The 13,636-nt window shown below is 73.4% G+C and carries 15 protein-coding genes; 10 read left to right on the top strand and 5 right to left on the bottom strand.

What is annotated here, in order from left to right; translation table 11 throughout:
- Positions 1-91 precede the first annotated feature (91 nt).
- A complete protein-coding gene (gene glnII, locus ACIQU4_RS14840) occupies positions 92-1,111 on the bottom strand; it encodes a glutamine synthetase (protein ID WP_403729694.1) in 1,020 nt (339 codons plus the stop codon).
- A gap of 265 nt (positions 1,112-1,376) precedes the next feature.
- On the opposite strand from glnII, the gene ACIQU4_RS14835 reads away from it, so the two are divergent.
- Complete coding sequence (locus ACIQU4_RS14835) at positions 1,377-2,318, top strand: Gfo/Idh/MocA family protein (protein ID WP_403730924.1); 942 nt, start codon at positions 1,377-1,379, stop codon at positions 2,316-2,318.
- A 31-nt stretch (positions 2,319-2,349) separates the two neighbouring features.
- Here ACIQU4_RS14835 and ACIQU4_RS14830 read toward each other — a convergent pair whose 3' ends face one another.
- Positions 2,350-2,952, bottom strand: a complete 603-nt coding sequence (locus tag ACIQU4_RS14830; protein ID WP_403729692.1) for a hypothetical protein — start codon at positions 2,950-2,952, stop codon at positions 2,350-2,352.
- Between the two features lie 109 nt (positions 2,953-3,061).
- Positions 3,062-3,433 carry an ArsC/Spx/MgsR family protein gene (locus ACIQU4_RS14825; protein WP_403729689.1) on the bottom strand — a complete coding sequence of 124 codons (372 nt, stop codon included), beginning with the start codon at positions 3,431-3,433 and terminating at the stop codon, positions 3,062-3,064.
- A gap of 119 nt (positions 3,434-3,552) precedes the next feature.
- Between ACIQU4_RS14825 and ACIQU4_RS14820 the strand changes: the two genes are divergently transcribed.
- Complete coding sequence (locus ACIQU4_RS14820) at positions 3,553-3,798, top strand: hypothetical protein (protein WP_403729686.1); 246 nt, start codon at positions 3,553-3,555, stop codon at positions 3,796-3,798.
- 91 nt (positions 3,799-3,889) lie between these two features.
- On the opposite strand, the gene ACIQU4_RS14815 is transcribed toward ACIQU4_RS14820, so the two are convergent.
- Positions 3,890-5,008, bottom strand: coding sequence for a PP2C family protein-serine/threonine phosphatase (locus ACIQU4_RS14815; protein ID WP_403729683.1), 1,119 nt, complete (start codon positions 5,006-5,008; stop codon positions 3,890-3,892).
- 161 nt (positions 5,009-5,169) lie between these two features.
- Between ACIQU4_RS14815 and ACIQU4_RS14810 the strand changes: the two genes are divergently transcribed.
- From ACIQU4_RS14810 to ACIQU4_RS14800, 3 genes are all read left to right on the top strand, one after another.
- A complete protein-coding gene (locus ACIQU4_RS14810; protein ID WP_403730922.1) occupies positions 5,170-5,835 on the top strand; it encodes a VIT family protein in 666 nt (221 codons plus the stop codon).
- Positions 5,836-5,914: 79 nt separating this feature from the next.
- Positions 5,915-6,808, top strand: coding sequence for a TIGR01777 family oxidoreductase (locus tag ACIQU4_RS14805; protein WP_403729680.1), 894 nt, complete (start codon positions 5,915-5,917; stop codon positions 6,806-6,808).
- Between the two features lie 221 nt (positions 6,809-7,029).
- Positions 7,030-8,286 (top strand): FAD-dependent oxidoreductase, encoded by a 1,257-nt coding sequence (locus ACIQU4_RS14800; protein WP_403729677.1) that lies wholly within the window; start codon positions 7,030-7,032, stop codon positions 8,284-8,286.
- Positions 8,287-8,418: 132 nt separating this feature from the next.
- Here ACIQU4_RS14800 and ACIQU4_RS14795 read toward each other — a convergent pair whose 3' ends face one another.
- Positions 8,419-9,876 carry a regulator gene (locus ACIQU4_RS14795; protein WP_403729674.1) on the bottom strand — a complete coding sequence of 486 codons (1,458 nt, stop codon included), beginning with the start codon at positions 9,874-9,876 and terminating at the stop codon, positions 8,419-8,421.
- Between the two features lie 173 nt (positions 9,877-10,049).
- On the opposite strand from ACIQU4_RS14795, the gene ACIQU4_RS14790 reads away from it, so the two are divergent.
- The 5 genes from ACIQU4_RS14790 to ACIQU4_RS14770 all read left to right on the top strand — a co-directional run bounded on the left by ACIQU4_RS14790 (position 10,050) and on the right by ACIQU4_RS14770 (position 13,495).
- Positions 10,050-10,373, top strand: a complete 324-nt coding sequence (locus ACIQU4_RS14790) for a hypothetical protein (protein WP_403729671.1) — start codon at positions 10,050-10,052, stop codon at positions 10,371-10,373.
- Positions 10,374-10,449: 76 nt separating this feature from the next.
- Entirely contained in the window at positions 10,450-11,247 is a 798-nt protein-coding gene (gene lipB / locus ACIQU4_RS14785; RefSeq protein ID WP_403729668.1) for a lipoyl(octanoyl) transferase LipB, read from the top strand.
- 110 nt (positions 11,248-11,357) lie between these two features.
- On the top strand, positions 11,358-12,305 hold the full coding sequence (gene lipA / locus ACIQU4_RS14780) for a lipoyl synthase (protein WP_403729665.1): 948 nt from the start codon (positions 11,358-11,360) through the stop codon (positions 12,303-12,305).
- 283 nt (positions 12,306-12,588) lie between these two features.
- A complete protein-coding gene (locus tag ACIQU4_RS14775; protein WP_030156182.1) occupies positions 12,589-12,786 on the top strand; it encodes a hypothetical protein in 198 nt (65 codons plus the stop codon).
- 10 nt (positions 12,787-12,796) lie between these two features.
- Positions 12,797-13,495 carry a DUF4191 domain-containing protein gene (locus ACIQU4_RS14770; protein ID WP_403729662.1) on the top strand — a complete coding sequence of 233 codons (699 nt, stop codon included), beginning with the start codon at positions 12,797-12,799 and terminating at the stop codon, positions 13,493-13,495.
- Positions 13,496-13,636: the final 141 nt, after the last annotated feature.

The raw sequence follows: 13,636 nt of genomic DNA, 5'->3' as shown, positions 1-13,636 counted from the left end.
AACCAGCAACGAGCGCCGCGCAACGCGCAACGCCCGCCGGGCCACAGGGGCTCGACGGGCGTCGGGTCGCAGGAGCACTGCGGGCCGGTCCTCAGACCAGGCCCTCCTTCTTCAGGCTCGTGCAGCAGGTGTCCACGATGAGGCGGGTCACCACGTACGGGTCCACGTTCGCGTTCGGGCGGCGGTCCTCGATGTAGCCCTTGCCGTCCTTCTCCACCTGCCACGGGATGCGGACCGAGGCGCCGCGGTCGGAGACGCCGTAGCTGAACTCGTTCCACGGGGCGGTCTCGTGCAGGCCCGTCAGGCGCTCGTCGATGCCGGCGCCGTAGTTCTTGACGTGGTCCAGCGGCTTCGAGCCCTCGCCCAGCGCCTCGCACGCCGTGATGATGGCGCGGTAGTCCTCGCGCATCGCCTTCGTGGAGAAGTTGGTGTGTGCGCCCGCGCCGTTCCAGTCGCCCTTCACCGGCTTCGGGTTCAGCGTCGCCGAGACGTTGAAGTCCTCGGCGATGCGGTACAGCAGCCAGCGCGCGATCCACAGCTGGTCCGAGACCTCCAGCGGGCCGACCGGGCCCACCTGGAACTCCCACTGGCCGGGCATGACCTCGGCGTTGATGCCGGAGATGGCCAGACCCGCCGCGAGGCAGTGGTCCAGGTGCTTCTCGACGATCTCGCGGCCGAAGATCTCGTCCGAGCCGACACCGCAGTAGTAGCCGCCCTGCGCGGCCGGGAAGCCGCCCACCGGGAAGCCGAGCGGCCGGATGCCGTCGAAGAAGGTGTACTCCTGCTCGATGCCGAAGATCGGCTCCTGGTCGCCGAACCGCTCGGCGACCGGGCGCAGCAGTGCGCGGGTGTTCGACTCGTGCGGGGTCATGTCGATGTTCATGACCTCGCACAGCACGAGGAGGTTGGCGCCGCCGCGGATCGGGTCCGGGCAGGAGAACACCGGCTGGAGCACACGGTCGGAGGCGTGGCCCTCGGCCTGGTTGGTGCTCGATCCGTCGAAGCCCCAGATCGACAGCGCCTCGCCGTCGGCCAGGATCTTCGTCTTGGAGCGCAGCTTCGCCGTCGGCTCGGTGCCGTCGATCCAGATGTACTCAGCCTTGTAGCTCACGGGCCCCATCCTTCGGTGCGTCGCTCCGGCACAGACTCTGCGGGTGCTGCGTCGGTCGTGCTGTGTTCGTACTGCGGTGTTCGTGCCGCTGTGTTTGTCGTACTGCGGTGCGTTGCGGTGTGGACCGCAGCGTGCCCGCTCGCGATTTCTCTTCCGTTGCCCGTGTGTGAACCCCGTGTTACCGGGGTTTACGCCGCAGGTCGGGCGGGTTGTGCGGGTTGGTGGCAGCACGCCCGTCCGAGTGGGGCAGACTGAGCAGGTGAGCATTTCGTACGATTTGACCTCGGCCGATGATCCCACCGACTCCCCCCGCCCGCCGGCCCGTCCCCGGGTCGGCCTGCTGGGCACCGGCCCCTGGGCCCACCGCACCCACGCCCCCGCCCTCGCCGCGCACGCCGGCTCCGAGTTCGCCGGAGTGTGGGGCCGACGCCCCGAAGCCGCCACCGAGCTGGCCGACGAGTACGGCGTGAAGGTGTACGAAGACCCCGACGCGCTGTTCGCCGACTGCGACGTCGTGGCCTTCGCCCTGCCGCCGGACGTACAGGCCCCGCTGGCGGTGCGCGCCGCCGCCGCGGGCTGCCAGCTGCTGCTGGACAAGCCCGTCGCCACGACCGTGGAGGACGCCCGCGCCGTGGCCGACGCCGTCGCCCGGCACGGCGTCGCCTCTGTCGTCTTCCTCACCCTCCGCTTCGCCGAGCCGGCCGCCGGCTGGGTCGCCGAGCAGGCCGCCCGCTCGGGGTGGTTCACGGCGAGCGCCCACTGGCTCGGCGCCGTGTTCCCGCCCGACGGCACGCCCAGCGCGTACGCCGCCTCGCCCTGGCGCAAGGCCAAGGGCGGGCTGTGGGACGTCGGCCCGCACGCCCTGTCCGTCCTGATCCCGGTCCTCGGCGACGTCACGTCCGTCTCCGCCACCCGCGGGCCCTCCGACGTGGTCCAGCTCGCCCTGCGCCACGCCTCGGGCGCCGCGAGCACGGCCGTACTCAGCCTGGGCGCGCCGACGGCGGCGGCCGGGGTGGGGCTGGAGCTGCGCGGAGCCGAGGGCGTCTTCTCTCTGCCCAACTGGACCGACGTACCGGGCGCGTACGGCCGCGCCCTGGACGCGCTGCTCGCCGCCGCCCGCTCCGGTGTGCCGGACCCCCGCGACGCACGGTTCGCGGCCCGCCTGACGGAGATCCTGTCGGAGGCGGAGTCCCAACTCCCGGCTTGAGGGTCCGGGCGCCGGCGGGGCTGTTCGCCGGCTACTTGATGACCGCGTTGGCCACGATGATGGCGAGGCCGATGGTGGCGTCCGCCATGCCGATGAGCAGGGCAGAGCCGAGCCGGTAGCCGACGCGCAGAGCCACGAAGGAGCCCCACGCGAACAGCAGCGCGGTGTTCAGGCCGAGTCCGACGGCGGTCACCGTGTGGGAGTCCAAGTGGGTGACCCCGGCGATGACCAGCAGCAGGACGGTGGGCAGAGTGGCCACGATCATCGGCCACTCGTTCCACAGCGCCCGCGAGAGCACCCGCCACCGGTGGGCGGCGGAGCCGGCCTGATGGCTGGTCATGTGGTGCGAGTAGCCGTGCGCGAGCGCGGCCGCGCCGGCGGTGACCAGTACCCAGCTGGCGTCGTAGAACGGGGTGGACTCGCCGCCCGCCTGGTCGAGCGCGGCCAGCAGGCCGGACGCGAGCACGGTCCCGTAGACCCCGCCGAACATCCAGTCGGCACCCCGGCGCGGCGGGGGCAGGTGGGGCCGGGGGAGCTGCTGCGGGTGCTGTGCGTCCTGCGGGTCGGGCTGGTCCTGCCGGTCCTGCCGGTCCGGCTTGTCCGGCTGGTCCGGCCGGGTCTGCTCGTCGGTCATCGCTGTCCTTTGGCGCGGTCCTTTGCTGAGGTACATCCCCTTTGCTTGGTTTCACACCTTATGGGGTGAGGGGGTGAGGCCGAGATGAGGAACGGGCGCCGCTCGCCGCTCAGGGGCGGCGGGACAGGGCCTCGCGGACCGCTTCCTCCGAGCGGGCGACCACCGCCGTGCCGTCGTCCGCCGTGATGATCGGGCGCTGGATGAGCTTCGGGTGCGCCGCCAGGTGGGCGATCCAGCGCCCCCGGGCCGCGTCCGTCTCCTCGCGCGGCAGGTCCCGTACGCCGGTCTCCTTCGCGAGCGGGTCCGAGGTGCGCGTGATGTCCCACGGCTCCAGGCCGAGCCTGCCCAGGACCTCCCGGATCTCGGCCTCGGACGGCACGTCCTCCAGGTAGCGGCGCACCGTGTACTCGGCCCCCTCCGCGTCCAGCAGGGTCAGCGCGCCACGGCACTTCGAACAGGCGGGATTGATCCAGATCTCCATGGCCGCCAGCCTAGCCAAGGCCGGTCTGGCCAGGGGCTTTTGTCAGTGGTCCCCGGTAAAATCGAGGGAGAACGACAGGAAGCCAACTACCGTTTGGGAGGCTGTAGATGGCCACTGCCATGACCATTGAGCCCGTCAAGAAGAAGCCGCTGCCGGCGGGCCTGCCCCGCGAGTGGTACGAGAGCCACAACCGCCGTCTGAAGGCGATGCGGCTGGCGATATCCCTGCTCGACTCGGGGACGTACGACGCCCGCCGCGCCACCAACCGGAAGATCCGCACGATGGCGGTCCGCACGGGCGTCCACCGCCCGTCGAACGTGACGTGCAAGCTGGTCCGCGCCTTCATCGTCAGCAACGGAGCCTGAGCCCCACCCCCGCCCCCGCCCCCGACCGGTGTCCGGCGGACACCCGTCGGGGGTAGGTCCCCGCGCCCGCAGATCAGGCCGATCAGGCCGATCAGGCCTCCGGAAGGGACAGGACCAGCAGGGCCACGTCGTCGCGGGGGCCGCCGGCGGTGAACTCCACCAGGTCCTGCCACACCGCCTCGACCAGCCCCGCCGGGTCCCGCTCCAGAGCCGGGACCCGGGCCGCCAGAGGGTAGAACTCGCCCGCCGCGTCCCGGGCCTCCGTCACCCCGTCCGTGTGCGCCAGCAGCCGGTCTCCCGGCAGCAGCGGTACGTCGGCCACCACCGCCAGGTCCGGACCGGCGAGCCCGAGCCCCAACGGAGGGCCCGGTTCCACCGACACCTCCGACACCGTGGAAGCACGGAGCAGCAGCGCCGGCGGATGCCCGCACGAGAGGATCCGTACGAGGTCCAGCCCGGGCGGGAACTCCAGCAGCAGCGCCGTCGCGAACAACTCCGGATGCTCCCCGGACCCGTCTGCCGAGCCGGCCGGGGACGCCGGGCCCGCAGTGTCCGCCGTGTCCGCCAGCAGCCTGCGGTCCAGCCGGGCCGCCACCCCAACGAGCTCCGGATCGTCCAGCACCGCCTCCCGGAAGGCGCCGAGCAGCGCGGCCACCGTGCCGACCGCCGCCAGGCCGTGCCCCTGCACGTCCCCGACCAGCGCCCGCACCCCGTACGGCCCGACCCGTACGTCGTACAGGTCGCCGCCGACCAGAGTGCCGCGCTGGGCGGCCCGGTACAGCCCGGCGCAGCGCACCGGGCCGACCCGGTCCGGTACCGGCGGCAACACCGCCAGCTGGGCCGCCTCCGCGACGGTCCGTACGCTCACCAGCTGCGCGTCGCGGCGCCGCCGGACCCAGGCGATGACCACGCTCAGCAGCGCGACCACGGCCACCGTGGCCAGGTCTGCGCCCTGCGCGTGCCCGACCCCGAGGGACGACACGCCGAGCAGCAGCAGCACGATCCCGGCGAAGACGGCGGTGCCGGCCGCCCCGTACGCGAAGGCCGCGACCGGGGGCAGGCCGGCCAGGAAGTAGCCCAGCTCGATGTCGCCCGGGGTGGCGGCCTGCGCGAACACCAGCCCCACCAGGGCCACGGGGGGCGCGAGCCGCGCCCAGCGCGGTGGCGGCTTCCCGTGCAGCCAGCCAGGCTCCTCCCGTCGGCGTCTCACCCCTCCACCCTGGTACGCGGGCGGGGGGCGCGCACGCCGGACCGGCCCGCCGGGTGGCCGTGCGGGGGCCGGACGCCGACAGTGGTCCCGTGACGGATGCGGATGCGGGCGGTGCGGGAGCGGGCGGTGCGGGAGCGGGCGGCGCGGAGCAGAGCGCGGAGATCGGCTCGCGGCTGAACTGGCTGCGGGCGGGGGTGCTCGGCGCGAACGACGGGATCATCTCCACCGCCGGCCTGGTGGTGGGCGTGGCCGGGGCGACCACCTCGCGTGCGTCGATCCTGGCGGCGGGGGTGGCCGGACTGCTGGCGGGGGCGCTGTCGATGGCGGCGGGGGAGTACGTCTCGGTGAGCTCCCAGCGGGATTCGGAACGGGCCGCGCTGGAGACGGAGCGGCGGGAGCTGGCGGAGGAGCCGGAGGAGGAGCTGGCGGAACTGACCGGGCTGCTGGAGGCCAGGGGACTGGGCCACGACCTCGCGCGGGAGGCGGCGGTGCAGCTGACGGAGCGGGACGCGCTGAAGGCGCACGCGCGGGTGGAGCTCGGGATCAACCCCGACGAGCTGGTGAACCCCTGGCACGCGGCGTTCGCGAGCCTGGTCGCGTTCACGGTGGGGGCGCTGCTGCCGCTGCTGGCGATCGCGCTGCCGGGGCCGTCGGAGCGGGTGCCGGTGACGGTGGCGGCGGTACTGGCGGCGCTGACGCTGTGCGGGGTGATCAGCGCCCGCCTGGGCGGAGCCCCGGCCGCCCGGGCGATCCTGCGCAACGTCACCGGCGGCGCCCTGGCGATGGCCGTCACCTACGCGGCCGGCACCTGGCTCGGCACGTCCTGACCGCGCCGCGCCGCGCCGCGCCGCGGGCAGCCGGGGCGGGAGCGGGTGGGGCGCGGTGGCGGAGCTGCATCATGGGGGCATGCGAATTGCGATCACCGGGGCGAGCGGGCTCATCGGTCAGGCCCTCGTACGGTCCCTGCGGGCGGACGGGCACGAGGTGGTGCGGTTCGTACGGCGTACGCCCTCCGCGCCCGACGAGGCCGAGTGGGATCCGCGGCGCGGATACGTCGACCCCGCCGGGCTCGCCGGCTGCGGGGCCGTCGTCCACCTCGCCGGGGCCGGGGTCGGAGAACAGCGATGGACCGCCGCGTACAAGAAGGAGATCCGGGACAGCCGGGTCGCGGGAACCGCGGCCATGGCCCGTGCGATCGCCGCGCTCGACGTGCCGCCCGCCGTCTTCGTCTGCGGCACCGCCGTCGGCTACTACGGCGACACCGGCGATCGCGCCGTCGACGAGCACGCCCCCGCCGGACAGGGCTTCCTGCCCGAGGTGTGCATCGAGTGGGAGGCGGCAGCCGCCCCCGCACAGCTGGCCGGCGTACGGACGGTCTTCGCCCGGACCGGACTGGTCGTCGCCGCCGAGGGCGGGGCCTGGGGCAAGCTGTTCCCGCTCTTCAAGGCGGGGATCGGCGGCCGGCTCGGCAACGGCCGCCAGTACTGGTCGTTCATCTCCCTGCACGACGAGATCGCCGCGCTGCGGCACGCCATCGACACCCCCGGGCTGTCCGGCCCCCTGAACCTGACCGCCCCCGAGCCGCTGACCAACCGCGAGGTCACCGCCGCGATGGGCCGCGTACTGCACCGGCCGACGCTGTTCGCCGTACCGGCCCCCGCCCTGCGCGTCGTACTCGGCGAGTTCGCCGGGGACGTGCTCGGCAGTCAGCGGGTGCGCCCCACCCGGCTGTTGGAGTCCGGCTTCACCTTCCGGCACCCGGGGATCGACGATTCGATCCGGGCCGCGCTCGCCCGCTAGCCCGTACTCGCCCGCGAGCCCGCCCGAGCCCGCCCGCCAGGCCCGCGCCCGCCCGGACCGCCCCACGGCACGCCCCCGCCCCCGTGCGACCGTTTGTGACCCGGATGCGACCGGTGTGCGACCGGAGTTGGCCGTAATACCCCACCGAACTAGGGTTCCCCTGGAGCCCGTTGGGGGAAGGAGGATTCCCACACAGCCGCGCCGACCTCGGGGAGGGGCACGTGCTCACCAACTCGCACCGCACCGCACAGCACGCGGACGTCGTCATCGTAGGAGCCGGGGTCTCAGGACTCGCGGCGGCGCACCACCTGATCGCCGCAGGGGTCACGGTCACCGTCCTGGAGGCCGCGGGCGATCCCGGCGGCCGGATGGCCACCGAGCACGTCGACGGATTCCGGCTGGACCGGATCGGACAGTTGCTCAACACCTCGTACACGGAGCTCGACCGGACCCCCGGCCTGGCCGGCCTGGTCCTGCGCCCCTTCGCGCCCGGGGTGCTCGTCCACACCGACGGCCGGCAGTCCCGGGCCGGGGCGCTGACCCCGGCCCGCGCGCTGGCCAGCGGATCCTTCGACCAGGCCCGGCTCAGCGCGTACCTCGGCCGGCTGGCCGCACTGCCGGTGGAACGCGTACTGGCCCGCCCCGAGCGCACCGCGCTCACCGCGCTGCGCTCCCGCGCCCTCGGCGCGACCCTGCGCCCCCTGCTCACCGCGCTGCTCCGCGATCCGGAGCTCACCACCTCCAGCCGGGTCGCCGACCTGGCCCTGCGTACCTTCGCCCGAGGCCGGCTCGCCGTGCCCGAGGGCGGGGCCGCCGCCCTGCCCGAACTCCTCGCCGCGACCCTGCCGCCCGGCACGGTGCGCACCGGGGTCCGGGTCCGGTCGGTGGCGACGAAACTGGTCACCACCGAGGAGCACGGCGACTTCAGCTGCCGCTCCGCCGTCCTGGCCACCGGCGCGCGGGCCGCCGCCGAACTGCTGCCGGGGCTGCGGGTGCCGGCGTTCCACGAGGTCACCGTCATTCACCACGCCACCGCGGCCCCGCTCCCGTGGGACGGCTCGCTCCTGCTCGACGGCGATCCAAGGTGGCCCGTCGCCCACACCGCCGTGATGAGCGCGGTCGATCCGACGCGGGCCCCGGCCAGCCGGAGCCTGGTCACCACCACCGTGCTCGGCCCGCCGCCGCCCGCCCGTACGGTCGCCTCGCGCCTGGCCCGGCTGTACGAGACCGGCACCCGGGACTGGGAGCTGCTGGCCGTCCACCACGCCCCGGAGGCCGTCCCCGCGATGCCGCCGCCGTACGACCTGCGCAGGCCGGTCCGGGTCCTGGCCGGGCTGTACGTGTGCGGCGACCACCGCGACTCCAACACCGTCCAGGGGGCGCTGCACTCGGCCCGCCGCGCCGCCACCGCCGCCCTGCGCGACTTCGGCATCCGGCTCCCGGCGAGCGCGGAGCCCGCCGTCGCGGCGGTGGCCTGAGAACCGCCACAGGTAACCGGCACGCGTAATCGGCACGCCGTAATCGGCACGCCGTAACCATCACGCGTAACCACCACGGGTCCAGGGCCCGGTTCCCCCGCGGAACCGGGCCCGCCCCGACCCCCGGGCGGCTCAGGACAGCGCCGCCACCCGGTCCCGGTACGTCCGCACCGCCGAGGCGTCCCGGTACGGCTCCAGCCGGCGCTCGAAGTCCCGTACGTACTCCACCGCACGCACCGACCGCATCTCCATCGCCTGCTGCGCCGCCTCCGCGCCCAGCGCGCACGCCTGGTCCAGCTCGCCCAGCCCCAGCCGCGCCGTCGCCAGCACCACCCGGCAGAACAGCCGCGAGCGCGCGAACCCGGGCGCCCTCAGCTGCAGCGACCGCTCCGCGTGCTGCGCCGAGGCCCGGTACTGCTGGAGGTCCCGGTGGCAGTGCCCGAACTCGTCCGCCAGCTGCCCCTCGTCGAACAGCCGGGCCCAGTGCGGTACGTCGTCCCCCGGCCGGGCCGCGCCCAGCGCCCGCTCGGCCCGCACCAGCGAGGCCGTCGCGGCCCGGACCTCGCCCAGCACCGCGTGCCCGCGCGCCTCCGCCGAGTGCAGGAGGGCCTGCACCACCGGCGGCGGCCCCGAGCCCACGCCCTGCTGCGCGACGCGGGCCAGCTGCACCGCCTCCCGGCCGTGGCCGAGGTAGACCGCCTGCCGGCTCATGGTCACCAGCACGTACGAGCCGTACGGCCGGTCCCCGGCGGCCTGAGCCAGCCGCAGGGCCTGCACGAAGTAGCGCTGGGCGAGCCCGTGCGCGGCGATGTCGTACGAGGTCCAGCCCGCGAGCCGGGTCAGGTCGGCCGCGGCCGCGAAGAGCCGCCGCCCGGTGGTCTCCCCGTACGTGCCGCGCAGCATCGGTTCGGCCTCGTGCTCCAGGTAGCGCACCAGGGCCTGCCGGGCGTGCCCGCCGCCGTACGTGTGGTCCAGGGTCCGGAACAGCTCGCTGACCGAGCGCAGCGCAGCGATGTCCCCACTGGTCACCCGCTGGCCGGGTCCCCGGTCGATCTGCCGCTGCCGGGGCACGGAGCCGCGCCCCTGGACCGGGACGCGGGCGGCGGCCGCGGCGGCGGCCGCCGCCGGATCCGCGCCGCGGCCCACGCGCTCGTCGGCGCGCCCGATCAGCCAGTCCCGGCTGGGGACGACGAGCCCGGCCGGGGTGAACGCGATCTTCCGCAGCTCGGCGTGGGAGCCGGAGTCCTTGCGCCACAGCCCGCTGGCGATGTCGACGGCCTCCTCCGGGGTGGCCGCGAACTCCAGACCGGCGTAGACGGGCGCGCAGGCGTCCAGCCCCAGGTCCTGTGCGGAGAGCCGCCGGCCCAGGCGCCGGGTGAACACCTCGGCGATCAGCGCCGGGGTGGTCCCGCGCGGCTGCTGCCCGCGCAGCCACCGGGTCACGGAGGTTTTGTCGTACCGCAGATCGAGACCGTGCTCCAGGCCGAGCTGGTCGACGCGGCGGGCCAGGCCGGCGTTGGAGAACCCGGCTTCCGCGATCAGCGCCGCGAGCTGCCGGTTGGGGACGCGCTGGGCAGGTCGTTCCGTCATCGGCTCCACGGTTTCCTGACGTGACGGACCGGAGTCCCGGCCCTGTGAACGGCGTGAATGTAGCGGCGAACTCCGCTCATGCCGCCCCCTCTGTCCCACATTCATCCGATCGTGTGCAGAATCGGTAGGGCCCTTTACGGACTGACCCCCTCCGTCCGCGTACGCTGCGCGACATGACCCGCAGGACCAGGCCCCCCGCGGCGGAGCCCTCCGCCGACGCCACCGCACGACTGCCCGCACCGCTGCCCGCGCCCGAGCTGACCGAGGCCGAGTGCCGAAGGTGCGGCACGTACATCGCGGGGCTGGACGGGCGGTACGCGTGCGGTGTGTGCGGCTGGGTCAACGACCACTCGGAGGGCCACCGGCGGCTGCCGACGGCCGACGAGGACCCGGACCGGCCGGCGGCGCGGGGCCGGTCCCGGCGGCCGAGGCCGCTTCCGCCGGGCCCGCAGGAGGCCCCGCCCGGCCCGGCAGACCCCTCGCCGACGGGCCACTGAGGGGGCGGAAACCGGCCGCCGTACCCTTGGCTGGTGCGATACGTGCACACGGCAGGTTCAACGAGGAGGCGCTGCGGTGGCTGAGCTTGGGTTTGTCCATCTGGGCTTCGGACCCGATTACGTCGAGTACACCCAGGCCTGGGAGGAGCAGCGGCGGGTCCACGCCGCGCGCTTCACGGACGAGATCGGCGACACCTGCCTCCTGCTGGAGCACCAGCCCGTCTACACCGCGGGCCGGCGCACCGCCGACAGCGAGCGCCCCCTCGACGGCACCCCCGTCGTGGACGTGGACCGCGGCGGCAAGATCACCTGGCACGGACCGGGCCAGCTCGTCGGCTACCCGATCATGAAACTGCCCCGCCCGGTCGACGTCGTCGCGCACGTGCGCCGGCTGGAGGAGGCGCTGATCCGCACCGCCGCCGAGTTCGGCCTGGAGACCACCCGGGTCGAGGGCCGCTCCGGGGTCTGGGTGCTGGGCGACCCGATCGAGGACCGCCCGAAGATAGGCGGGCTCTCCCTCGACCTCGACCCGCGGCTGACGGACGAGGAGTTCGACCCGCGTCTGAACGGCCCCGAGTACGCCCCCTCCAACGCCGGCCAGCGCCGCGAGGACCGCAAGCTGGCCGCGATCGGCATCCGCGTCGCCAAGGGCGTCACCATGCACGGCTTCGCGATCAACGTGAACCCGGACAACACCTGGTTCGACCGGATCGTGCCCTGCGGGATCCGCGACGCCGGTGTGACCTCGCTCTCGTACGAACTGGGCCGCGAGGTCACCATCGGCGACTTGCTGCCGGTCGTCGAACGCCACCTGAAGGACGTACTGGAGCAGGCGGAGCTGCGGCCGAGGGAGACCGAGCCCGCCGCGGGCTGACGACCGGGGGAATGCGGCCGGTCACCTCCAGGTTGGCCGACGTAAGAGCGTATGAAATTACGGGCGTACCCTGGTGGGCGCCGAAGAATCGAAGTCACAGGGAGCCGGTCGTGTCCGCAGTCGCACCCGACGGACGCAAGATGCTGCGCCTGGAGGTCCGTAACAGCCAGACCCCCATCGAGCGCAAGCCCGAGTGGATCAAGACCCGGGCGAAGATGGGTCCCGAGTACACGAAGATGCAGGCCCTGGTGAAGGGCGAAGGACTGCACACCGTGTGCCAGGAGGCCGGCTGCCCCAACATCTACGAATGCTGGGAGGACCGCGAGGCCACCTTCCTCATCGGTGGCGACCAGTGCACCCGGCGCTGTGACTTCTGCCAGATCGACACGGGCAAGCCCGAGGCCCTGGACCGGGACGAGCCGCGCCGCGTCGGCGAGTCGGTCGTCACGATGGACCTGAACTACGCCACCATCACCGGCGTCGCGCGCGACGACCTGGCCGACGGCGGTGCCTGGCTGTACGCGGAGACCGTGCGCCAGATCCACGAGCAGACGGCGGGCCGCGAGACCGGCCACACCAAGGTCGAGCTGCTGGCCCCCGACTTCAACGCGGTTCCGGAGCTGCTGGAGGAGGTCTTCGCCTCCCGCCCCGAGGTCTTCGCGCACAACGTGGAGACGGTGCCGCGGATCTTCAAGCGGATCCGCCCCGGCTTCCGCTACGAGCGCTCGCTCGACGTGATCACCCGGGCGCGCGCCTACGGCCTGGTCACCAAGTCGAACCTGATCCTCGGCATGGGCGAGGAGCGCGAAGAGGTCACGCAGGCGCTGAAGGACCTCCACGAGGCCGGCTGCGAGCTCATCACCATCACCCAGTACCTGCGGCCCTCGCCGCGGCACCACCCCGTCGAGCGCTGGGTGAAGCCGGCCGAGTTCGTGGAGCTGGCGAAGGAGGCCGAGGAGATCGGCTTCTCCGGTGTGATGTCGGGCCCGCTGGTCCGCTCCTCGTACCGGGCCGGGCGCCTCTACCAGCAGGCGATGGAGAAGCGCAGCCGAGTCTGAGTCACGGTGTGACGCGCACTACCAACCGGACTGTGTGAACTCACGCACAAAGTCTTACCACCGGGTAACACCGCATCGACGCGGCCCCTAGGCTCTCTGTAACGAGAGTCCGGCGGGCCGCGTAAATGTTTCATCACCGTTTGACCGACCGGTCATGCCCTGGTAACACCAGTCAGTGACGATGGCTCCACGCACCGCGCACGCCGGCGCACACCGCTGCCGCGCTCCGTCGTGCGCCCAGAACGTCCCCGAACCGCCCAGCACCGTGAAAGGGATCGACATCATGCAGGCCGCGCCCGTACGCGCCATTGCCATTCCGTCGTTCACCGACGCCTTCCGGGGCTTCGAGTCGCTGCTCATGAGCGGCGCCCGCCGCAACGCATGGAGCGCCGTCCTCGAGGACCGCCGCAGAGCCAAGGACCGGGTCGAAACCGAGCACGTACTCGAGGCCGCGGCGACCCGGACCTCGCAGGCCACGTAAACTTCGCTTTATGGCGAGGAAGTCAAACGCAGAGACTGCTGCGAACCCCGGGCGACTGAAGCAGATCGCCCTGACGTACAAGATGACGCGCAAGGCCGACCCGAAGGTCGGTCTGATCGTCGCGGGCGTGGGAATCGTCACCTTCGGTGTCTTTCTTGCGATCGGCTTCCTGATCGACCACCCGGCCTACCTGGGCATCCTGGGCTTCCTGGTGGCGTTCCTCGCGATGGCGATCGTCTTCGGACGACGGGCCGAGCGGGCTGCCTTCGGGCAGATGGAGGGACAGCCGGGCGCGGCCGCGGCCGTACTGGACAACGTGGGACGGGGCTGGGCGACCACCCCGGCCGTCGCGATGAACCGGAGCCAGGACATCGTCCACCGGGCCGTGGGCAAGGCCGGCGTCGTGCTGATCGCCGAGGGCAACGCGAACCGGCTGAAGCCGATGCTCGCAGCCGAGAAGAAGAAGCTGGCCCGGATCATGCCGGACATCCCGGTGCACGACTTCATCGTGGGCACCGGCGAGGGCGAAGTTCCGCTGAAGAAGCTCCGTACGACGCTGCTCAAGCTGCCGCGCGTACTGTCCGGTCCGCAGATCACGCAGGTCAACGACAAGCTGCGGGCCATGGGCGATCTCATGAGCAACATGCCGCTGCCGAAGGGCCCGATGCCCAAGGGCATGCGGATGCCGCGCGGTGGGAAGATGCGCTGACCCGCTTTTCGTATACAAGACAGGGGCGGGGGCGCGCCGGGGGGGGCGGGGGGGGGGCCGGGGGGGGGGGGGGGGGGGGGGGGGGGGGGGGGGGGGGGGGGGGGGGGGGGCCGCCGCCGGGGGGGGGGGGGGGGGGGGGGG

This window comes from Streptomyces sp. NPDC090741 (assembly GCF_044769045.1).
Lineage (GTDB): Bacteria > Actinomycetota > Actinomycetes > Streptomycetales > Streptomycetaceae > Streptomyces.
The sequence above is the reverse complement of the archived record's forward strand: the minus strand, read 5'-3'. Positions and strand labels throughout refer to the sequence as shown.